Raw genomic sequence first — 22917 nt, 5'->3', positions numbered from 1 at the left:
TAACATTTCATTTACTTACCATTACTTAATGCAGAAAGGAATAACATATGATACGAATAGGATGCCATTTATCCTCATCAAAAGGATACGAATCCATGGCAAAAGATGCCATAGCTATCGACGCTAATACATTTCAGTTCTTCACCCGCAATCCAAGAGGCGGCAATGCAAAAGCAATTAATAAGAAGGATGTGGAACGCTTTTTAACAACAGCAAAAGAGAAGGACATTACTCCTCTTCTGGCCCATGCTCCTTATACTTTAAATGCATGTTCTGCAGACCCAAAACTTCGGGACTTTGCAAAAAGAACCATGGCTGATGATCTCGCGCGGATGGAATACACTCCAGGTAACATGTATAACTTTCACCCTGGCTGCCATGTCAAGCAGGGCGTTAAAACAGGTATTGAATATATATCCCAAATGCTCAATGAAATACTTTCCCCAGACCAAACCACCACTGTCCTGCTGGAGACCATGGCTGGTAAAGGCAGCGAAATTGGGGGATGTTTTGAAGAGCTTAAACAGATATTGGATTTAGTCGATTTATCTGACCACATGGGCGTGTGTCTTGACACATGCCATGTATGGGATGGAGGATATGATATTGTCAATCATTTAGACGATGTATTAAACGAATTTGACCGAATTATTGGAATTAACCGTTTAAAAGCAATCCATTTGAACGATAGTCAAAATCCTTTAGGCGCGCATAAAGACAGACATGCAAAGCTGGGGGAGGGATATATTGGAATTGATACATTCAAGAGAATAGTAACCCATCCCATATTAGGTAAGCTTCCCTTTTATATGGAGACCCCTAATGACTTAGATGGATATGCGAGAGAAATCCACATGATGAGAGAAGCCGCTGGCTGACATAATTTTCACTAATAAATAATTAGTATGATGAAAGCTTAAATACATTTAAGTATTAGCATTATATGTAGATACAATAAGTTTTAAAAGAGTGAAAAGCCTAAAAAGAGTAAAAAATATCTATAATATCTAAAATATATGAAGTATTAACAATATATGAGATATCAATAATATGGGAAATTTTAATAATATATGAAATGTCAATAATATGGAAGATGTCAATAGTATAAGTGATATTAATAGTATTTAAGATATCAATAGCATAAGAGGTATCAATAATATATGTGATGTTGATAATATGGGAGATGTCAATAATATGAAAGATATTATTTATATGAGCGTCATTAATCATATGAGCGTCATTAATTATAAATAGGAAATATTAAATATATGAATGACATCAAATATATAAAAATATAAAGGAAGGTTTTTGAATGTTTCACGTGAAACATCCAAAAACCTTCTTCCCTATTAGAATCCTATCCAAACCTAATTCAATCCCAATCTATTTCTTATCTACTATTTCTTATCTACTATCTCTCTATCGCCCTAAATATATACTTAAATCCCTCAAAAATCACCTAAAATCCCTAACTCCCCCATTGCACCCCTTAACTCCCCTTTTTACACCCCACTACTTCAACGGCTCCTTAGTAGGCAATCCCGCCTTCCTAGGATACTTCTTTGAAACAGGCTTCACCTTCTCAATCATCACAAGGGATCTGGCAGCATCAGTGCCTGGCAGCACAAATTTCTCAACGGATTTCAGCTTTCCGCCCAAAATTCCAATTGCCTTCTTTGCCTGATTCAGCTCCTCATCTATCTCGCCTGATTTATATGGAATAAAATATCCTCCCACCTTAACAAAAGGCATACAATATTCGGAAAGACTCGATAGGTTGGCTACTGCCCTGGATACACACAAATCATACATCTCCCTATGTTCTGCCTGACGTCCTATGTCTTCTGCCCGCCCATGCACAAAACAAACCCCTTCAAGGCCTAGATCTGTACATACTTCCTTCAGCCATATAACCCTTTTATTTAAAGAATCCAGCAACGTCACCCTTAATTCAGGAAAAACTATCTTTAAGGGAATCCCAGGAAAACCAGCTCCTGTGCCTACATCAATCACATTACATGTCTTATACCATGCATCACCGCCAGCCTGCATTTCTCTTAACAGGCCAAATAGTGACAAGCTGTCACTAAAATGTTTTGTCACAACCTCGCACTCTTCCGTAATAGCGGTAAGATTCATTACCTTATTTTTTTCCACCAGCATTTCATAATAAGAATAAAACTGTTCCAACTGGGAATCGCTGAGCGTGATGCCCAACTGTGCTGATTCCTGCATCATCTGGATGCGAAATGTCTCTGTCATATCATTTAATCCTCTCACTGCTGCTTTCTCGCAAAGTGTACCAGCAGGACAGATATATCTGCCGGTGATACACCTGATATACGGGATGCCTGTCCAATGGTTGCTGGCTGTACCTTGTTCAGTTTTTGTACGGCCTCCCTTCGAAGGCTTTTTACCTGGGAATAATCAAAATCTTCAGGAAGCCTTTTTCCTTCCAGCTTTTTATACTGCTCTACCTGCTGGTACTGGCGCTTAATATATCCTTCATACTTAATTTCAATATTGACCTGTTCCCTTACCTCAGCTGACAGCAGTGGCCGGTCCCTATCCAGCTCTGATAACTTCTCATAATCCAGTTCCGGCCGTTTTACCAGCTCTGCCAGGCTTATACCTGATTTCAGTAAGGTACTTCCATATTTTTCCATAAATCCCTGCGTGGTGGGATTCACACCAACTACCGTTGCCTGAAGTCGTTTTATCTCACGTTCAATCTCATCCATCTTAATAAGAAGATCCTCATACTCCTTATCAGTGACAAGTCCAATCTCATGGCCTATTTTCCTCAGACGGATATCCGCATTATCCTGCCTTAAAAGCAGCCTGTACTCCGCCCTGGATGTCATCATCCTGTATGGCTCATGGTTCTCCTTGGTGACCAGATCGTCAATCAGCACACCGATATATGCCTGGGACCGGTCCAGGACCACCTGTTCCCTTCCCATGATTTTCATTGCAGCATTCACACCTGCCATAAATCCCTGGACCGCAGCTTCCTCATACCCGGAACTGCCGTTAAACTGCCCTCCTGCGAACAGGCCTGATATCTTCTTAAATTCCAAGGTCGGCTTTAACTGCAGGGAATTGATGCAGTCATATTCAATTGCATATGCATTTCTGACAATCTTAACCTTCTCAAGCCCAGGCACGGTACGGTACATTGCATACTGTACATCCTCGGGAAGGGAACTGCTCATGCCTCCCAGATACATTTCATTGGTATAAAGACCTTCCGGTTCCACAAAGACCTGGTGCCGCTCCTTGTCCGGGAACTTCACCACCTTATCTTCAATGGATGGGCAATACCTTGGTCCTGTGCCTTCAATGGCCCCTGAAAACAGGGGGGACCGGTCCAGGTTATCACGTATGATGCCATGGGTCCTCTCATTGGTATAGGTCAGCCAGCAGGACACCTGTTCCTTCTGCACGCTTTCAGGGTCTGTTGAAAAAGAAAAAGGAACCACGCGCTCATCCCCCTGCTGCTCTTCCATTCTGGAAAAATCAATGCTTCTTTTATCCACCCTGGCCGGGGTACCTGTCTTAAACCGGAACATCTCAATCCCATTGGCCTTAAGGGAATCCGTCAGGTGGTTGGCTGCCTGCAGCCCGTTAGGTCCTGTAGGGTTGCTGACATCACCGTAGATACACCTTGCCTTCAGATAAGTACCTGTGCAGAGTATGACGCATTTCCCCTTATACAATGCTCCTGAAAATGTCTTGACGCCCCTGATTTCCCCTTCTTCAACAACAAGCTCCGACACCTCGGCCTGTCGTATGGTAAGATGCTCCGTATTCTCCAGGGTTCTCCTCATCTGCCTGCTGTAATCCTGCTTATCTGCCTGGGCCCTAAGGGAATGCACTGCAGGGCCCTTGGATTCATTCAGCATCTTGGACTGGATAAATGACTTGTCAATATTCTTTCCCATTTCCCCGCCAAGGGCATCCAGTTCCCTTACAAGGTGGCCTTTTGAACTGCCTCCCACATTGGGATTACAGGGCATCAGGGCAATGCTGTCCACACTGACCGTAAACATGATGGTTTCAAGGCCCAGCCTTGCGCCGGCAAGGGCTGCCTCGCAGCCTGCATGTCCGGCCCCCACAACAATGATATCATAGGTTTCTTCCAAATATGGCATACGCTTTCATTCCTCTTTCATTTCAATCATTTTCCCATACAGAATCTGGCAAATATCTCATTCACCAAATCATCGTCCACTGCTTCCCCTGTAATCAGCCCCAGCTGTTCATATGCGTCCATAAGGTCAATGGAATAAAAATCCTCCGGCATACAATCCTCAATACTCCTCTTTACCATCATAAGGCTCCTAAGGGTCTGTTCCAGTGCCTCCTTATGCCTTACATTTGTTATATAGACCTGGTCGTTAAACTTAAGTTCTCCACGATAAAAGAGCCGTTTAATCTCCTGCTCCAGCTCCTCAATCCCCTGCTCCTCCTTGGCGGATACAGGAATCACCTTCTGTCCCGACATGCCTTCCAGTTCATCCTTACCCACCACAATCTCAAGATCGGATTTATTCAAAAGGATAATGGACTTCCTGCCGCGGATGAAATCCATGATTTCCCTGTCGCTTTCATCCAGTGGACGCGAGCCGTCTACCACGAATATGATAAGGTCCGCGTCACCGGCAGCCCGCCTGGCCCTGTCAACGCCAATCTTCTCCACCACATCCTCAGTATCCCTGATACCGGCCGTGTCCACCACGTTAAGGCTGATTCCCTGAAGATAGATATGCTCCTCCAGCGTATCCCTGGTGGTTCCGGCTATTTCAGTTACAATGGCCCTCTCCTCCCCTAAAAGCACGTTCATCAGGGAGGATTTTCCCGCATTTGGCTTGCCAAGTATAACTGTCTTAACCCCTTCTGTCATGACCCGGCCGTCGTCCGCTGACGCCAGCAGACCCTCTACTTCCTCCACCATGGGATTCAGCAGCTCCATAAGCTTCCCATCGTACCCATCCAGGGAAATATGTTCCGGATCGTCCAGTGCGGATTCTATAAATGCAATCTGATACAGAATCCGGCTTCTCAGTTCCTTTATGCGCTTTGATACAGAACCGCTCAACTGGCTCACCGAACTTTTCAGCGCATACTCATTGGTGGCATTAATCACATCCGCCACGGCCTCGGCCTGGGACAGATCAATCCTGCCATTGAGGAACGCCCTCTTTGTAAATTCTCCCGGCTCCGCCGTCCTGGCGCCTGCATGGATGACCGCCTCCAGTATCTTCTTTACCATCAGGATACCCCCATGGCAGTCAATCTCCACCGTATCCTCAGCCGTATAACTGTGGGGCCCTTTCATGATCAGCACAAGGGCCTCATCCACTTTCTCATCCCCATCATAGATAAATCCATAATGGACCGTATGGGATCTGGACTGGCTTACCTTTACCTTCCTGCCGTCCTTATTCCTGTATAACTTATCAATCACAGTAAATGCCTCATTGCCGCTGATCCTTACAATCCCGATTCCCGAATTGCACATTCCAGTGGCAATGGCTGCAATTGTATCTGTCCTCATCTGATATCCTTTCAATTCCTGCCGGACACGGGCCATTCCATGCCGGACAAATAGCGCAAAAGGCCGTCGCACCCTGCAACAGCCTTTTAAGCTTAAAATCTGTCAGTTATTCCTCATCTCCCGCAGCTGTCTCTTCTGACGCGCCTGATGAAGCTGTTGAAGAATAGTGGCTGCGGCGGTTATTACCCTTATATCCGCCGGAAGACCTGTCATAGCGCCCGCCTTTATTCTTGTCATAACGTCCCTTCCGGTCACCGCCGGACGCTTCCTTCTTAAGTGCAATCACCACATGGCGGAACGGCTCCTCGCCCTCGCTTCTGGTGGTAACGTACTTATCATTCTGCAGGGCCGCATGGATGATCCTTCTCTCATAAGGATTCATGGGTTCCAGTGAAACAGGCCTCTTGGTCCGCTTCACCTTATAGGCAATATTCTTTGCCAGGGTCTCAAGGGTTTCCTTCCTTCTCTCACGGTAATTCTCAGTATCCAGCTTAACCCTCAGGTACCCTTCGGTGCCCTTATTCACAATCAGGCTTACAAGGTACTGGAGGGAATCCAGGGTCTGTCCCCTCTTTCCAATCAGGATGCCCATGTCGTCGCCTTCCAGGTTCAGGGAAAGCTCCTGTTCTTCCTCATTGTATACAGCTATGATGGATACCTCCATATTCATGGCCCCAAAAATCTGAGATAAGAAATCCATGGCCTTATCTTCAATGGATTCCTTTTTCTTTGCACGAATAATAGCAGGTTTTGAACCGATTCCCAGGAATCCGGTACTTCCTTTGTCAACCACTTCATATTCCAGCTTATCGCTGGTTGTCTGAAGTTCGATTAACGCTTTTGTAACTGCTTCGTCCACTGTCTTGGCAGTAACTGTAATCATATCCATACAAAACCCCTCCTATTTTTTGCTTCCCTTATCGTGCTTTTCATTGTACTTGGCAACCATATTTGCTTTGGACGCCAGACTGCCCGGTTTGGCATTTTCATTATAATACTTGTTGGATTCCTCAACAATCGCCTTTGTCTTTGCAATCTTGGCCATCTGCGCAGACTCAGCCTTTGCTTCCTTTTCCTCAATCTTCTTAAGCATCTGGTCTACATTGCCCACTTTCGTTGGAGGAAGCCCCTTTTTCGCACGTTTCTTATTGGTTTTGTCAATATTCCTCTGAACCAGGTCGTCAATATTAACCTTATTCAGATAAGAATTAATACCAACCTGCTGGATGATTGTAAACACACTCTGCGCAACCCAGTAAAGTCCGATACCGGATGCAAATGAGAAACAGAAGAATACAGACATAAGAGGCATGGTCACGTTCATGCTCTTCATCATGCCTGCCGCTGGATTCTCATCGCTGCTGGCCTGGGGCTGGTTTGCAGTCATAAGCTTGGTGCTGTACCACTGGCTCAAACCTGCAAACAGAGGGATACAAAGCGCTGCAATGGCTGTCAGCAGGGTTGTCCCATCCACCTTGTTGAAATAGTTCATGATGACCTGGAACGGCGTATACGCAATGTTCAGGCCGAAAAATGTCTGCATGTTCTCAATGGCATCCACCACCCTGACGCCTGTATCCGTCACGGCCTGTCCCACGGAAGCAAAGGAAGTCACCAGGGCGTCCCACTGCTGTCCGGTAAACTTATATAATAAATCAATTACGGTATTAATATTGGTATAATCAAATTTATCAATGGGCATCTTCTGCGCCGCTGCCAGATCCGTAAACGCCTGAGCTGTCTGGTAACCGCTTGGAAGCTTGCTTATGATGATTTCATAATATCCCCTTACCGACTGTACGTAGGCAGGAATATTATAAATTACACGGTACAAAGCAAAGATGATAGGCATCTGTATCAGCAACGGAAGGCAGCCGCCTGTCATGGAAGTTCCATACTTCTCATAAACAGCCTTAATCTCTGTCTGCATCATCATTGCATACTTCTGGTCATTTTCCTTGCCCTTATACTTTTTCTGGATAGCAGAAATCTCCGGCTGCATGACTGCCATCAGCTTGGAGGACTGCTGCTGTTTAATGGTAAGAGGTATCATGAGCACCTTTGTTACCAGGGTAAACAGGATAATACACAGACCGATATTCTCAATGCCGAATATACTTGTAAACTTAAACAGCCAATCCATTATCCATCCAAGGATATCAGCGATCGGCCCCAGCATACCGCCTGTTTTTGTCAATAATACTGCGCCAGCTAAACCATTCAATACATTATACCTCCTAATCTCTACGGAACTGGATCATAACCGCCTTCTGCAAAGGGGTGACACCTGAGTATCCTTTTGCAGGCCAACCATGTACCCTTTAACGCACCATACTTTTTAAGTGCTTCAATGGCGTATTGAGAACACGTAGGTGTGTAAATACAGTGAGTTCTTAATTTAAGGGGAGACAGGAATCTCTGGTATCCCCTTACCAACAAAATCAAAAACCTTGTCATAATCACTTCACTTCGATTCTTTTAAAATGTGATGCAGTCCGCATAGGTGCAGATACGCACCTTCCAAATCTTTGTAGTCTGATTTTTTTGCAGCCACCCTGGCCACAACAATGATGTTTAATCCAGTCTTGATCCTACTATTATTTAAACGGAATATTTCTCTCAAAAGTCTTGTAATATGATGACGGACAATGCTGTTGCCCACTTTTTTGCTGACGGAAATGCCAATCCGGTTCCCATCTTCCCCGCTCTCCATCACATACATCACAAGCAGTCTGTTTGCATATGAAGTCCCATGCTTATAGATATCCTGGAACTCCCTGTTTTTCCTTACGGAAGGAAATCGTTTCATACGATTCTCCATTTCAATCTTCATGCTGACGAATGTAACAGTCCAGACAGCTTATTTTCCTGACATAAAAAGCAGGTCTGGTCTGTTACGTCTGAATTAAGAAAAGGCCACATGTTCCTGTGGCCCGCAGTTCTTTTGCTTCAAACAATTAAGCAGATAATCTAGCTCTACCTTTTGCTCTTCTGGCAGCAATAACTTTTCTACCGCCTACAGTTTTCATTCTGGCTCTGAAGCCATGAACTTTTGCTCTCTGTCTCTTCTTCGGCTGAAATGTCATCTTCATAATCCGGGCACCTCCTATCAAAATTATCTGGTAATGTGAAAACACACATTTAGACTAGTATAATTAAACATCTTCTCAATTATATAGAAGAAATCGGCCTTCGTCAAGCGGATTTTCGCAAAAAATCCACAAAAAGGGACAGCTTAAAAGCCGTCCCAATAAAATGTATGCATTGCTGTTTTATATTACTATATTTAGTACCGTAATCAGCTGTGGCTTGTGAAACGCAGCATGACTTTTCCAATTACTGCCACTAAGATTGCCGCGACGATTGCTTCCGGTATGCCGGAAGCGGTAACTGTCACCATAATCAGTCCCCAAACCGCGTCAACCGCAACGTTCTTGGCTTCTGCATACTGGGATGCAAACAGCAGGTAAATACTTCCCATGACAAATACCGTATTAACCATGGATCCCACAAATCCAACAATAGGAAGCGCTGCCAGTGCATTAAGCTTCACTTTCTTAAACAGGATCCAGAGCCATCCTGCGGCCACGCCAATCAATATCCTGCATCCAACGGAAACCCATACAGCCTTCAGCATGCCGGGAATCCCGGTCATACTCATGAAGGGCGAGAACGCAAAGGACAGCAGGGTCGGAACCATGGTATTGCTTATCATGGAACAGATGCCAAAGGTGGCGCCCAGCACCGCCCCTGCCAGGGGCCCCAGTAAAATTGCTCCCAATATAACGGGGATATGCACAGTTGTCGCCTTGATGACCGGAAGCTGTATCATCCCAAAAGGCGTATTCGCCAACAGGATGACCACCGCCATCATAAGTGCAACACTTGCAAGCCAACGGGTGTCTCTCTTCTTGTTATTCAATTTTTCATCCTCCTGCTACTGTTCTTATTAAAAGATACAATGCAATGCTACTGTCTCATTATAATCCGGGCAGGCAGGAGGAGTCAACGATTAAAATTGTATTATTTCAAGAACCACTGGGCCCCCAGTCCTGTAACGGTAAGGGCCGTAAGTATATAGAGGCAGATGGACGTCAGGTATGCAAATGGGATGGAAAGCTTTAAGTACTCCTTTGACTCCACTTTTGTATAGGCAAGGCCCCATGCAATCCAGGACTGTGTGATACAGGAACCCACGTTAACCGTTGTGGCAGGAATGGTGAACACACAATACAGGAAAGGAACGGAAAAATGTCCCACATTGGACAAAACACCAAGCGTGGCCGCGCCGCAGCCAAACAGTGTGAACGGCCCCCTGAAAAAGCCCAGGATTGCCAGCGCCGCGAACAATATACACACAACATACTCACTGGTGGGCATGATACCGCCGATTACTTCCTTAAAAAACGGCGAGGCATATGTAGCACATGTATTGAACATGGGGAGTGTGAGCAGGAAACCGATTAAGGGAGCCGTGTCCACGACGCCATCATAATAAAGCTTGTTAACCAGCTGGCAATTCTCCTTAAAGGACCCCTTCATCCTGCCGCACAGGAACAGGGCTGCAAATCCCGCAATGATGAACCCGCCGATGACAGAGAAATCCAGGGCAATTTTAAGCACCACCGGTACGATTGGAAGCAAAAGGGCAATCATGGGCGCATCCTTTACGGGCTGGGATCCGGGCGTACGGGATGCCCATGCATGTCTTTTTTTCCCGAACTTCAGGTATACGGCTGTCAGGAGTGAGACCGTAACCACGGAAATGGCAAGCGCATAATATCCCCAATGGCTTGCATACCATGAAAATGAAAACTCCGGCATCTGGTCTGCAGGCAGGATGAATGCACGGATCTGCGAGAACTGAAGCACGGGATTCAGATACATGCCCGCTGAAACAGAACCCATGAACGTGAACATGGCAATTGCTTTGGGAATGCCAAGGCTCATCAGAATCGGAAGCACGATGACGCCGATGGCAATAACAGGGCCGGCGCCCATCATGGCCGTAAAAATAAAAGCAGTCACAACATTAAGAAGGACAATGGTAATGATTGGGCGGTCGCCGCCAAGCTCCACGGTCTTGCGGATCAGCGTGGAGGCAATGCCTGTTTCCATAAGCACCCGTCCAAACCATGCGCCCCAGCAGACATTAACCAGGGTGGTTCCCCATCCTTCCGGGGCAGCCTGATAAATCTTATTCAGGATTGCCACCAGTCCCTTGCCTCCGTCCCCGCCAAACTGAAGCACAGGATTATCCGCAATGAACTGTGGGGAAGAAATTCCCGCACCTGCAAGGGACAGGATTGTCCACAAGACAGAAATGACCAAAAAACCGATCATCAGGTTGTAGCCCCTGACACAATAATAGGCCAGTGCAAAGAACGTCAGGATTAGCAGAATACCAATTACAAATTCCATATAAACCCTCCTTTTTGTTGATAACTTTTATTAGTTACATTAAAATATTAAAAATTTATTATGTATCCTAACTTATTATAAACAATTATCTGACAATGGGCAATGAATCCAATGCATTTCTAACGTTATTATAACATATTCAATTAGACATGAATCACTCTTCTTTGTGGATTTACATAAACTTATCCACAAAATGTTGATAAGTTGTGGATAAGTGTGTGTAATTGTCAATTTTTTCCCCAATGCCATCTTAAAATTCCATAATTTCCAATTATTCTCGGGTTGTGCACAACTCGAGATAACCTTTTCGGCTATTTTGTGGAAAACCGGTCTGTCCACACCGCTTTCACACTGCTTCCACACCCTACTCACAAAGTTATCCACATTTATTCACACTTGTCATTGAAAAAATTTTTACTTTAGTATACAATGTATTTAGATTGGGCAATTCTGCAATACAGTTTCAGGAGACAAGAAATGATCGATAAAATCAAAGAAAATTGGGAGCAGATCCTGCTTACCCTAAAAGAAGAACATGAAATATCCAATATCTCCTACAGTACCTGGCTGGAACCGCTTAAGCCGTATTCTTTTAAGGATAACACAGTAATAATCATTGTTCCCGAACAGACCTTCTTACAATATGTAAATAAAAAATATGGATTTTTATTAAAGGTGACCATCTCGGAATTCCTTGAACAGGAATGCGAGGTGGATTTCAAAGTTAAGGAACAAATCATAGAAAAAGAGGAACCGTCGGGGCCGCAGCTGATTCAGAAGAACACTGTCACCATAAGCCCGGACGTTATTCAGAGCGCCAATTTAAACTCAAAGTACACCTTTGATACCTTTGTGGTGGGCTCCAACAATAACCTGGCCCATGCCGCTGCCCTGGCTGTGGCGGAATCGCCGGGTGAGATTTACAACCCTCTTTTTATCTATGGAGGCGTGGGACTTGGTAAAACCCACCTGATGCACGCGATTGCTCACTTCATATTAAAGAACAATCCAAGTTCCAAGATACTTTACGTCACATCAGAAACCTTCACCAATGAGCTGATTGACGCCATCCGTAACAAAAACAACATAACAACAACGGAATTCCGTGAAAAGTACCGCAACAACGACGTACTTCTTATTGACGATATCCAGTTCATTATCGGCAAGGAAAGTACCCAGGAAGAATTTTTCCACACCTTCAACACATTATATGAATCCAAGAAGCAGATTATAATCTCCTCGGATAAACCTCCAAAAGAAATTGAGACACTGGAGGAACGCCTGCGCTCCCGTTTTGAATGGGGACTTACCGTGGATATCCAGTCTCCTGATTATGAGACAAGAATGGCAATCCTGCGCAAAAAAGAGGAGATGGAAGGATATAATATTGATAACGAGGTAATCAAATACATTGCCACCAACATCAAATCCAATATCCGTGAGCTGGAAGGCGCGCTGACCAAAATCGTTGCCCTGTCCCGCCTTAACAAGTGCGACATTACCCTGGAGCTGGCGGAAGAAGCCCTTAAGGACATCATATCGCCCAATGCCCAGCGGGAGGTCACCCCAGACCTTATCATCCAGATTGTGTCTGACCATTATGGACTCACCCCCCTTGATATCTCCTCCCAGAAGAGGAACAAGGAAATTGTATATCCCAGACAGATTGTCATGTACCTTTGCAGGAATATGACGGATACCCCTCTCCAGACCATCGGACGTTACCTTGGAGGAAGGGACCACACCACCATCATTCACGGATCCGAGAAGATTGCAGGTGATATTAAGAAAGACGATACGCTTAAGAATACCATCGAGATACTGAAGAAGAAGATCAATCCACAATAGGCAGTGGGATCCTTGTGGACAGGCTGTTGATAACCCGGCTGTCCTTAAGGACTTGTGAACGGTTTTTAAGGACCTGTGGATAAACATTAAGTTTTACCATGGATCGGTGGATGATTTCCACAGATCATTCCACATGAACCTTGCCTTTATTCTCAAGGACTTTTAAGGGTTTTACACAAACCCACACCCCCTACTACGGTTTCTACGGAACTTATTTATATCTTCAACTACAGATGGAATTTTCCGCCCTAAATAAACTGAAAGGAAGTTATCAACATTATGAAGCTGAGATTTCAAAAAGACGCCATTGTAAACGGCATTAATATTGTAATGAAAGCAGTCCCTTCCAAAACCACCATGTCCATCCTTGAATGTATCCTGATTGACGCCAGTACAGGTGAGATTAAACTGACCGGCAATGACATGGAACTGGGAATTGAGACAAAAGTAGAAGGGGAGATACTGGAACATGGAAAGATAGCCCTGGATGCCAAGCTGTTCTCCGAGATTACGCGCCGTCTTTCCAGTGAAAATGCATCCGTTACCATTGAATCTGATGATAAATTCACCACCACCATCAGCTGTGAGAACTCTGTATTCAATATCCAGGGACGGGACGGGGAAGAATTCGCATACCTTCCCTATATTGAAAAGGATAAATATATCTGTCTTTCCCAGTTTACCCTGAAGGAAGTAATCCAGCAGACCATCTTTTCCATCTCACCCAATGACAGCAATAAGATGATGGCCGGTGAACTCTTCGAGGTGAATGAGAACCAGTTAAAGGTGGTGTCCCTTGACGGACACCGTATCTCCATCCGCAAGGTACGCCTGAAAGACCATTATGATGACACCAAGGTTATTGTCCCTGGCAAGACACTCAGTGAAATCAGCAAGATCCTGGGCGGTGATAATGAAAAGGAAGTCCTGATATACTTCAGTGCCAACCATATCCTGTTTGAATTTGACAGCACGGTCGTCGTCTCACGTCTGATTGAAGGCGAATACTTCAGGATTAACCAGATGCTTTCCAGCGATTATGAGACTAAGGTATCCGTGAATAAAAAGGAATTCTTAAACTGTATTGAACGTGCGACCATCCTTATCAGGGAAAATGACAAGAAACCGCTGATTATCAATATTGGTGACAACTCCATGGAAATGAAGCTGAATTCCAGTTTCGGCTCCATGAATGCGGACCTGATGATCCACAAGACAGGCAAGGATATCATGATTGGATTTAATCCCAAGTTCCTGATTGACGCACTTCGGGTGATCGACGACGAGGAAATCAATATCTATATGATGAACCCCAAGTCCCCATGCTTCATCAAGGACGATGAGGAGAATTATATATACCTGATCCTTCCGGTTAATTTCAATGCAGCCACTGTTTAGTACATCTTTTGAAAATTTCTGTACTAAGAAAGGAAAACAATGGAAATAATCAAATTAAGGGAAGACTACATCAAACTAGGCCAGGCGTTAAAAGCCGCCGGCCTGGTTGGATCCGGTGTGGACGCTAAACATGTCATAGAGGACGGCCTGGTGACCGTGAACGGGGAAACTGCGTTCCAGCGCGGAAAGAAACTGGTGGATGGGGATGTGGTATCCTATGACGGACAGACCATCAAGATTACCAAATAAAGGGGCTGCAGAAAGAGAATATCCATGATTATAGAATCCATAGAACTGAAAAATTACCGGAACTACAAAGAATTACATATGGAATTTAATCAGGGAACCAATATACTCTACGGTGATAATGCCCAGGGAAAGACAAATATTCTGGAAGCTGTCTACGTCTGCTGCACATCTAAATCACATAAAAGCGCTAAGGACAGGGATATCATCCGTTTTGACCAGGATGAATCCCATATTAAATTACAGATCAGGAAGAACAATGTGCCTTACCGCATTGACATGCACCTGAAAAAAAACAAACCCAAGGGAATTGCCATAAACGGTGTGCCCATAAGAAAGGCCAGCGAGCTGTTTGGAATCGCCAATGTGGTATTCTTTTCCCCAGAGGACCTGAACATCATCAAGAATGGTCCCTCAGAGAGAAGAAGATTCATAGATATGGAACTGTGCCAGTTAAATAAGCTGTATGTACATTCACTGGTACAGTACAACAAAGTGCTGCTTCAGCGTAACAAACTGCTAAAGGAGCTGTTTTTCAAGCCTGAATATGAGGAAACCCTGGACGTATGGGACATGCAGCTGGTAAATTACGGGAAAGAAGTAATCCGGTTCCGCAGGGAGTTTATTGGCCGGTTAAATGAAATCATGCAGAAAATCCACCTAAGCCTTTCCGGCAACAAGGAGGAAATAAAGATTTCCTATGAGCCATATACCATTGAGGATCAGTTTGGACAGACCCTGAAGAGGAACCGCCCTCAGGATATGAAACAGAAAACCACGCTGTCCGGTCCCCACAGGGATGATATCAGCTTTATTGTGAACGGCATTGATATCCGCAGGTTTGGTTCACAGGGCCAGCAGCGCACCGCTGCCCTGTCATTGAAGCTATCTGAACTGGAACTGGTCAAGGCGGTCAGCAGGGATAATCCCATCCTTTTGCTGGATGATGTCTTATCAGAGCTGGACAGCAGCAGGCAGAACCATCTTTTATCAGCCATACAGGATATCCAGACCATGATTACCTGTACCGGGCTGGATGATTTTGTCAACAACAGGTTCCATATAGACAAGATATTCAAAGTTATCGACGGAACCGTGGAAAATGAGAACTAGTACCGCCCGGCACTGGTTACCTGAAAAGAAAGGAAGATATAGAACATGGGAGAGCAATACGGAGCAGATCAGATTCAGATTTTGGAAGGACTTGAGGCAGTCAGGAAAAGGCCTGGCATGTATATTGGCAGCACATCGGCCAGAGGTCTCCACCATCTGGTTTATGAGATTGTAGATAATGCGGTCGATGAGGCATTGGCAGGATATTGTGATTCCATTGAGGTTACCATCAATGAGGACAATTCCATAACTGTCATGGACGATGGCCGCGGCATTCCGGTAGGCATCCAGAAAAAGGCCGGTCTCCCGGCTGTGGAAGTGGTATTTACCATCCTCCATGCCGGCGGTAAATTCGGCAATGGGGGATACAAGGTATCCGGCGGCCTTCATGGGGTTGGCGCATCGGTTGTCAATGCACTTTCTGAGTGGCTGGAGGTACAGGTTTATAAGGACGGCGACATTTATCAGCAGCGCTATGAAAGGGGGAAAGTAACGTATCCTCTGAAAATCGTAGGCAAATGCAATCCTGACCAGCATGGCACCAGGGTCACCTTCCTTCCGGACAAAGAGATATTTGAGGAAACCGTGTATGATTATGACACCTTAAAAATAAGGCTGCGGGAGACTGCATTCCTTACAAAGAATCTTAGGATCATCCTTAAGGATGACCGGGAAGAGAAGAAGGAAAAGACCTTCCACTACGAGGGAGGCATAAAGGAATTCGTCACCTATCTGAATAAAGGCAAGACGCCTTTATATGACCAGGTCATTTACTGTGAAGGAAGCAAGGAAGGCGTGTATGTGGAAGTATCCATGCAGCATAATGATTCCTACACTGAGAATATTTATACATTTGTCAACAATATCAATACGCCGGAAGGCGGAACCCATCTGACCGGCTTTAAGAACGCCCTTACCAAGACCTTTAACGACTATGCCAGGAAGAATAAGCTGTTAAAGGAAAATGAAGACAGCTTATCCGGCGAGGATATCCGCGAGGGTCTGACCGCAATTATCAGCATCAAGGTGGAAGAACCGCAGTTTGAAGGCCAGACCAAGCAGAAGCTGGGCAACAGTGAGGCCCGTACAGCCGTGGACAACATTGTCAGCGAGCAGCTGACCTATTTCCTGGAACAGAACCCTGCCATTGCCAAGGCTATGTGTGAGAAGTCCATCATGGCACAGAGGGCACGGGCCGCGGCCAGGAAGGCCAGGGACCTGACACGCCGTAAGTCCGCTCTGGACGGGATGGCGCTTCCTGGCAAGCTGGCCGACTGTTCAGATAAGAATCCTGAAAACTGTGAGATTTATATTGTTGAGGGAGATTCCGCAGGCGGTTCAGCCAAGACGGCACGTTCCAGGGCCACCCAGGCCATCCTGCCCCTCAGAGGCAAGATATTGAACGTGGAAAAAGCCAGGATGGACCGGATTTACGGCAATGCGGAAATTAAGGCCATGATTACGGCATTTGGAACCGGAATCCATGAAGACTTTGACATATCCAAGCTGCGCTACCACAAAATCATCATCATGACGGATGCCGATGTGGATGGCGCCCATATCAGCACCCTGCTTCTGACCTTCCTTTACAGGTTCATGCCGGAGCTGATCAAACAGGGCTATGTGTACCTGGCCCAGCCGCCCTTATACAAGGTGGAGAAAAGTAAGAAGGTATGGTATGCTTACAGTGATGAGGAGCTTAACTCCATTCTCACGGACATTGGACGTGATACCAACAACAAAATCCAGCGTTACAAAGGTCTGGGTGAGATGGATGCGGAACAGCTGTGGGAGACAACCATGGATCCTGAGCGGAGGGTGCTGCTGCGCGTGACCTTGGATGAAGAGACCACATCTGAGATTGACCTGACATTTACCACCCTGATGGGCGACCAGGTGGAGCCGAGAAGGGAATTTATCGAGGCCAATGCAAAGCGCGTACAGAACTTAGATATCTGATTTCAGCATTTAGAGTGTAAACATAAAGGAGATTGAATATGGAACCAAATGTATTTGACAAGGTTCATGATGTAGACCTGAAAAAGACCATGGAACAGTCCTATATTGACTATGCCATGAGCGTAATCAGCGCCAGGGCCCTTCCCGATGTAAGGGATGGTTTAAAGCCGGTCCAAAGACGTGTACTTTACTCCATGATAGAGCTGAACAATGGTCCTGATAAACCACATCGTAAGTGCGCCCGTATTGTAGGTGATACCATGGGTAAATACCACCCCCATGGTGACAGTTCCATCTATGGGGCCTTGGTTAACATGGCCCAGGAGTGGTCTACCAGGTATCCGCTGGTGGACGGCCATGGGAACTTTGGTTCCGTGGACGGCGACGGCGCTGCGGCCATGCGGTATACGGAAGCCCGCTTAAGCAAGATTTCCATGGAAATGCTGGCTGACATCAACAAGGATACGGTTGACTTCGTGCCAAACTTTGATGAAACCGAGAAGGAGCCGGTGGTGCTTCCCTCCAGGTATCCAAACCTTCTGGTCAACGGTACGTCCGGTATCGCCGTGGGTATGGCCACCAACATACCTCCCCACAACCTTCGGGAAATCATCAGCGCCGTTGTAAAGATGATTGACAACCAGGTGGAAGAGGACAGGGAGACTTCCCTGGAAGAAATCATGGAGATTGTCAAAGGGCCTGATTTTCCTACCGGGGCAACCATACTGGGAAGAAGAAGCATAGAGGAAGCATACCGCACCGGACGTGCCAAAATCAAGGTGCGCGCGGTTACCAACATAGAAACCATGGCCAATGGAAAGTCAAGGATCATAGTGACCGAACTTCCATACATGGTAAATAAAGCCCGTCTGATTGAGAAAATCGCGGACCTGGTTAAGGAAAAGAAGATTGACGGGATCACATACATCGGTGATGAGTCCAACCGTGAGGGCATGCGCATCAACATAGAACTGCGAAGGGATGTGAACGCCAATGTAATCCTGAACCAGCTGTTAAAGCACACACAGCTTCAGGACACCTTCGGCGTCATCATGCTGGCCCTGATTGACAACCAGCCAAAAGTATTAAACCTTCATCAGATGCTGGATGAATATCTGAAGCACCAGGAAGAGGTTGTAAGAAGAAGGACACAGTATGACCTGAACAAGGCCGAGGAGCGCGCCCATATCTTAAAAGGCCTGCTCATTGCCCTGGACCACATTGACGAGGTCATCCGGATTATCCGCGGTTCATCCAATGTGGCGGATGCCAAGAACCAGTTAATGGAACGCTTTGGCTTATCCGATGCACAGTCCCAGGCCATTGTGGACATGAGGCTGCGCGCGCTGACTGGTTTGGAGCGTGAAAAGCTTGAAAACGAATATAAGGAACTTCTGGCCAAGATTGAGGAATTACAGGCAATCCTGGCAGATGTGAAAAAGCTTCTGACCGTAATCAAGGAGGAAATCCAGATTATCGCGGACAAATACGGGGATGACAGGCGTACGGCCATTGGATATGACGACGACGTATCCATGGAAGACCTGATTCCGGATGAGGATACGGTGATTGCCATGACCCATCTGGGATATATCAAGAGGATGGATGTGGACAATTTCAGAAGCCAGAACCGCGGCGGCAAGGGCATCAAGGGGATGCAGACCATTGAGGAGGACTATATTGAGGACCTTCTCATGACCACCAACCACCACTTCATGATGTTCTTTACCAATAAGGGACGCGTATACAGGCTTAAGGCATATGAAATCCCAGAGGCAGGGCGTACTGCAAGAGGCACGGCCATCATTAACCTGCTTCAGCTGCAGCCGGATGAGAAAATCACAGCCATCATCCCGATGCGTGAATACAATGAGGACAAGTACCTGTTCATGGCTACCAGGAACGGTATGGTCAAGAAAACGCCCATGGTGGAATATGAGCATGTGCGCAAGAACGGGCTTCAGGCCATTGTGCTGCGCGAGGATGACGAACTCATTGAAGTAAAGGCAACAGATAATAACCAGGATATCTTCCTTGTAACGCGCAAGGGGATGTGTATCCGGTTCAATGAGACGGATGTCAGGGTGACTGGCCGTGTATCCATGGGTGTCATCGGCATGCGGTTTGAAGAAGATGACGAAGTCATTGGAATGCAGATGGAAAGCCAGGGAGAGAGCCTCCTTATTGTTTCTGAAAACGGCATGGGCAAACGTACGGTCATATCTGAATTCAGCGCCCAGAACAGAGGTGGAAAGGGTGTCATCTGTTACAAGTGCACGGAAAAAACAGGCAATATCGTAGGTGCAAAGCTGGTAAATGACGGCCGGGAGATCATGCTTATCACAACAGAAGGCATTGTCATCCGCATGAGCGTGGACGATATATCCATCATCGGGCGCAACACATCCGGAGTCAAGCTGATGAACATTGACCAGGAGTCTGACATCAAGGTTGCAAGCATTGCCAAGGTGCGCGAGAGCGTTACAAAAGAAAGCAATGTTTTTGACGAAGAGTTCTACGATGAGGATAGTGCTGAGTCAGAAGACATGGGTACAGGGAATGCCGATACAGAGGACGGGGAAACGCAGGAGAAAGAATAAAGAGCAGCCACAGCTGATATGCAGGCAAACAAGAATGAATATACTGAAAAGGCTGTCCTGAAAGACAGCCTTTTCATGTGGAATACATATTGCCAGTTAAAGGAGGAGTATAGGCCATGAGGGAGATACACACAGGGCTGATCACGGAAGCGGTTAAGGAAATGTGCATTGAGGCAAACCATGTGCTTGCCCGGGATATGGAGCAGGTATTCAATCTGGCTGTTAAGGAAGAGGAGTCTCCTTTGGGGCGCCAGGTCCTTGGCCAGCTGAAAGAAAACCTGAAAATTGCTGCTGAGGACATGATACCCATCTGCCAGGACACAGGGATGGCAGTTGTATTCATTAAGGTGGGGCAGGACGTGCATATAACAGGAGGCAGCCTGACAGGAGCTGTGAATGAAGGTGTGAAAAGGGGATATGAGGAAGGATATCTCCGTAAGTCCGTGGTTGGGGATCCGATTCAGCGGATTAACACAAAGGACAACACGCCTGCCGTGATCCACTACGAAATAGTGGAAGGGGATGCTGTCGATATCACGGTAGCCCCCAAGGGATTTGGCAGTGAGAACATGAGCCGTGTATTTATGTTAAAACCCGCCGATGGACTGGAAGGGGTAAAGAACGCCATCATTACCGCTGTCAGGGACGCGGGCCCCAATGCCTGCCCTCCTATGGTGATTGGCGTGGGTATTGGCGGGACCTTTGAAAAATGCACCCAGATGGCGAAACATGCCCTTACCAGGAATATAGAAGAAAAGCCAAAGATACCGTGGGTAAAGGAACTGGAACAGGAACTGCTGGCCGCGATTAATCAGCTGGGCATTGGACCGGGAGGATTGGGAGGAAGGATGACAGCACTTGCAGTTAATATTGAGACATTTGCAACCCATATTGCAGGACTTCCTGTGGCCGTCAATATATGCTGCCATGTCAACCGTCATGCGCACAGGGTATTATAAACAGGATAAGGGATTACCATGAAAGGGGAGTAATGGTTATGGACAGACATATAAACGTACCAATGACAAAGGAAGATACGCTTTCTTTAAAGGCGGGGGATTATGTATATCTAACAGGAACCATCTATACTGCCAGGGATGCAGCGCATAAGCGCATGGATGAAACCCTGGATAAAGGTGGAATGCTGCCGTTTGACATAAAAAACAATATAATATACTATATGGGTCCGTCACCTGCCAGGGAAGGGCGCCCCATTGGATCCGCAGGCCCCACCACTGCCAGCCGGATGGATAAGTACACGCCCAGGCTTTTGGACATGGGCATGGGGGCCATGATAGGAAAGGGAAAAAGGTCCCAGGCAGTCATGGATGCCATTACCCGCAACCAGTCCGTGTATTTTGCGGCCGTGGGAGGAGCAGGAGCCATTTTGTCAAAATGCATCCTTTCCTCGGAAATCATTGCATATGAGGATTTGGGTCCGGAGGCAATCAGAAAACTTAGAATCAAAGATTTCCCGGTAATCGTGGTAGTGGATTCCCAGGGAAACAACCTGTACGAGACAGCGGTTAAAGAATACTGCAGATCATGATGCGGGGAAGCATCGTTAAAATCATGGGGAAGAAGAGGGAATCATATGAAACGGATTATATATATGGTATTCATGAATCTGTTCCATGCGCCGGTATGGCTGCTTAAAATCGCCCGTATGGCAAGACCCGGGGATAATCATACCATGCAGCAGCGGTATGACTATATTGCGGAGATGACCAGAAGGATCATAAAAAGGGGAAGGGTTACCATAAAGGTAACAGGGGTGGAACATATTCCTGAGAAAGACGGATTCATGCTGTTTCCCAATCATCAGGGGCTGTTTGACGTGCTGGCGCTTTTTTCAACATGCCCCAAAGCCCTTTCCGTTGTAATTAAGAAAGAAGCATCCGGGTGGATATTGGTAAAACAGGTGCTGGGGGCCACGGGAAGCCTGGCCATGGACAGAAAGGACATGAAGGACCAGGTACGTATCATAGGGGAAGTGACAAGACTGGTAAAAGAGGGCCGGAACTTTGTTATATTTGCGGAAGGACACCGCAGCAGGAAAGGAAACGAGATTCTGGATTTTAAGAGCGGGACATTCAAAAGTGCGGTAAAAGCCGGCTGCCCCATTGTTCCGGTTGCCCTGATTAATTCCTTCCGCCCCTTTGATATGAATTCATTGAAGCAGGAATTTGTGGAAGTCCACTACATGGAACCCATTATGCCGGATCAATATATGGGAATGAAGACCTCGGAAATAGCACATCTTGTGCACAACAAAATACAGGAAGAAATAAATAAAAATGTCGCGGAAAAGCCCTTGACAATGTAGAATCAATCGAGTATAATGGTCAATGCGTCTGAGGACAAACATGTCAAAAGAAGCAATCATATGGAAAATATCAATTCGGAGAAATACTCAAGAGGCCGAAGAGGCGCCCCTGCTAAGGGTGTAGGCTGGGAAACCGGCGCGAGGGTTCAAATCCCTCTTTCTCCGCTCCATTTTCCAAATGATTATTTTTTTACTGTTTTAGCCCTGGGGGCACAAAATTAATCAAAAAAAGTTGTTGACAAAAAATAACAACCGTGATATGATTAATACCCGCTGGAGAAAATACAGCGGATGATTTTTGAAAAGAAGAAATCAAGTCAAAAACAAAAATCAAAAAAAATTAAAAAAGTTGTTGACAAACACAAGCGACTGTGATAAGATATAAAAGTTGCTGCTGAACAAGCCGACAACACAGAGGACCTTGATAATTGAAGATTGAACAGTAT

Annotated in this window: 20 protein-coding genes and 1 tRNA gene; 11 read left to right on the top strand and 10 right to left on the bottom strand. The window is 46.0% G+C overall.

Features of this window, described 5'->3' with window-relative positions:
• The first annotated feature begins 47 nt into the window (after nt 1-47).
• Nucleotides 48-878 carry a deoxyribonuclease IV gene (locus tag DWX59_RS27835; protein WP_117563401.1) on the top strand — a complete coding sequence of 277 codons (831 nt, stop codon included), beginning with the start codon at nt 48-50 and terminating at the stop codon, nt 876-878.
• A 634-nt stretch (nt 879-1512) separates the two neighbouring features.
• Here DWX59_RS27835 and rsmG read toward each other — a convergent pair.
• The 10 genes from rsmG to DWX59_RS27780 all read right to left on the bottom strand — a co-directional run bounded on the left by rsmG (nt 1513) and on the right by DWX59_RS27780 (nt 10981).
• Nucleotides 1513-2262, bottom strand: coding sequence for a 16S rRNA (guanine(527)-N(7))-methyltransferase RsmG (rsmG, locus tag DWX59_RS27825; protein WP_117563399.1), 750 nt, complete (start codon nt 2260-2262; stop codon nt 1513-1515).
• 14 nt (nt 2263-2276) lie between these two features.
• Nucleotides 2277-4154 carry a tRNA uridine-5-carboxymethylaminomethyl(34) synthesis enzyme MnmG gene (gene mnmG / locus DWX59_RS27820; protein ID WP_117563398.1) on the bottom strand — a complete coding sequence of 626 codons (1878 nt, stop codon included), beginning with the start codon at nt 4152-4154 and terminating at the stop codon, nt 2277-2279.
• A gap of 26 nt (nt 4155-4180) precedes the next feature.
• The gene (mnmE, locus tag DWX59_RS27815) at nt 4181-5560 is read right to left on the bottom strand and encodes a tRNA uridine-5-carboxymethylaminomethyl(34) synthesis GTPase MnmE (protein WP_117563407.1); all 1380 of its coding nucleotides are present in this window, start codon (nt 5558-5560) and stop codon (nt 4181-4183) included.
• A gap of 106 nt (nt 5561-5666) precedes the next feature.
• Nucleotides 5667-6449, bottom strand: coding sequence for an RNA-binding cell elongation regulator Jag/EloR (gene jag, locus DWX59_RS27810; protein WP_117563397.1), 783 nt, complete (start codon nt 6447-6449; stop codon nt 5667-5669).
• Between the two features lie 12 nt (nt 6450-6461).
• Nucleotides 6462-7784, bottom strand: a complete 1323-nt coding sequence (locus tag DWX59_RS27805; protein WP_117563396.1) for a YidC/Oxa1 family membrane protein insertase — start codon at nt 7782-7784, stop codon at nt 6462-6464.
• Between the two features lie 20 nt (nt 7785-7804).
• The gene (gene yidD / locus DWX59_RS27800; protein ID WP_008723106.1) at nt 7805-8017 is read right to left on the bottom strand and encodes a membrane protein insertion efficiency factor YidD; all 213 of its coding nucleotides are present in this window, start codon (nt 8015-8017) and stop codon (nt 7805-7807) included.
• A gap of 7 nt (nt 8018-8024) precedes the next feature.
• Nucleotides 8025-8369 (bottom strand): ribonuclease P protein component, encoded by a 345-nt coding sequence (gene rnpA, locus DWX59_RS27795; RefSeq protein ID WP_117563395.1) that lies wholly within the window; start codon nt 8367-8369, stop codon nt 8025-8027.
• 148 nt (nt 8370-8517) lie between these two features.
• Nucleotides 8518-8652, bottom strand: a complete 135-nt coding sequence (gene rpmH, locus DWX59_RS27790; RefSeq protein WP_007862611.1) for a 50S ribosomal protein L34 — start codon at nt 8650-8652, stop codon at nt 8518-8520.
• A 206-nt stretch (nt 8653-8858) separates the two neighbouring features.
• Nucleotides 8859-9482 (bottom strand): ECF transporter S component, encoded by a 624-nt coding sequence (locus tag DWX59_RS27785; protein WP_117563394.1) that lies wholly within the window; start codon nt 9480-9482, stop codon nt 8859-8861.
• A gap of 101 nt (nt 9483-9583) precedes the next feature.
• Entirely contained in the window at nt 9584-10981 is a 1398-nt protein-coding gene (locus DWX59_RS27780) for a citrate transporter (protein ID WP_117563393.1), read from the bottom strand.
• A gap of 477 nt (nt 10982-11458) precedes the next feature.
• On the opposite strand from DWX59_RS27780, the gene dnaA reads away from it, so the two are divergent.
• The 10 genes from dnaA (at nt 11459) to DWX59_RS27730 (ending at nt 22636) form a co-directional block, all read left to right on the top strand.
• Nucleotides 11459-12829 carry a chromosomal replication initiator protein DnaA gene (dnaA, locus tag DWX59_RS27775; protein WP_117563392.1) on the top strand — a complete coding sequence of 457 codons (1371 nt, stop codon included), beginning with the start codon at nt 11459-11461 and terminating at the stop codon, nt 12827-12829.
• Nucleotides 12830-13108: 279 nt separating this feature from the next.
• Nucleotides 13109-14227 carry a DNA polymerase III subunit beta gene (gene dnaN, locus DWX59_RS27770; protein ID WP_117563391.1) on the top strand — a complete coding sequence of 373 codons (1119 nt, stop codon included), beginning with the start codon at nt 13109-13111 and terminating at the stop codon, nt 14225-14227.
• A 39-nt stretch (nt 14228-14266) separates the two neighbouring features.
• Entirely contained in the window at nt 14267-14476 is a 210-nt protein-coding gene (locus tag DWX59_RS27765; protein ID WP_117563390.1) for an RNA-binding S4 domain-containing protein, read from the top strand.
• A gap of 24 nt (nt 14477-14500) precedes the next feature.
• Nucleotides 14501-15586, top strand: a complete 1086-nt coding sequence (gene recF / locus DWX59_RS27760) for a DNA replication/repair protein RecF (RefSeq protein ID WP_117563389.1) — start codon at nt 14501-14503, stop codon at nt 15584-15586.
• A gap of 45 nt (nt 15587-15631) precedes the next feature.
• Nucleotides 15632-17545 (top strand): DNA topoisomerase (ATP-hydrolyzing) subunit B, encoded by a 1914-nt coding sequence (gene gyrB, locus DWX59_RS27755; protein WP_117563388.1) that lies wholly within the window; start codon nt 15632-15634, stop codon nt 17543-17545.
• Between the two features lie 38 nt (nt 17546-17583).
• Nucleotides 17584-20145 (top strand): DNA gyrase subunit A, encoded by a 2562-nt coding sequence (gene gyrA / locus DWX59_RS27750; RefSeq protein WP_117563387.1) that lies wholly within the window; start codon nt 17584-17586, stop codon nt 20143-20145.
• Nucleotides 20146-20261: 116 nt separating this feature from the next.
• Entirely contained in the window at nt 20262-21104 is an 843-nt protein-coding gene (locus DWX59_RS27745; RefSeq protein ID WP_117563386.1) for a fumarate hydratase, read from the top strand.
• A gap of 38 nt (nt 21105-21142) precedes the next feature.
• Nucleotides 21143-21694, top strand: a complete 552-nt coding sequence (locus tag DWX59_RS27740; protein WP_117563385.1) for a Fe-S-containing hydro-lyase — start codon at nt 21143-21145, stop codon at nt 21692-21694.
• A 45-nt stretch (nt 21695-21739) separates the two neighbouring features.
• Entirely contained in the window at nt 21740-22471 is a 732-nt protein-coding gene (locus DWX59_RS27735; protein ID WP_117563384.1) for a lysophospholipid acyltransferase family protein, read from the top strand.
• Nucleotides 22472-22548: 77 nt separating this feature from the next.
• A tRNA-Ser gene (locus tag DWX59_RS27730) sits at nt 22549-22636 on the top strand.
• Nucleotides 22637-22917 lie beyond the last annotated feature (281 nt).

This window comes from Enterocloster aldenensis, assembly GCF_003434055.1.
GTDB classification, from domain to species: Bacteria; Bacillota; Clostridia; order Lachnospirales; family Lachnospiraceae; genus Enterocloster; species Enterocloster aldenensis.
Note: the sequence above shows the minus strand (reverse complement) of the source record. Positions and strands in the feature narration are given on the sequence as shown.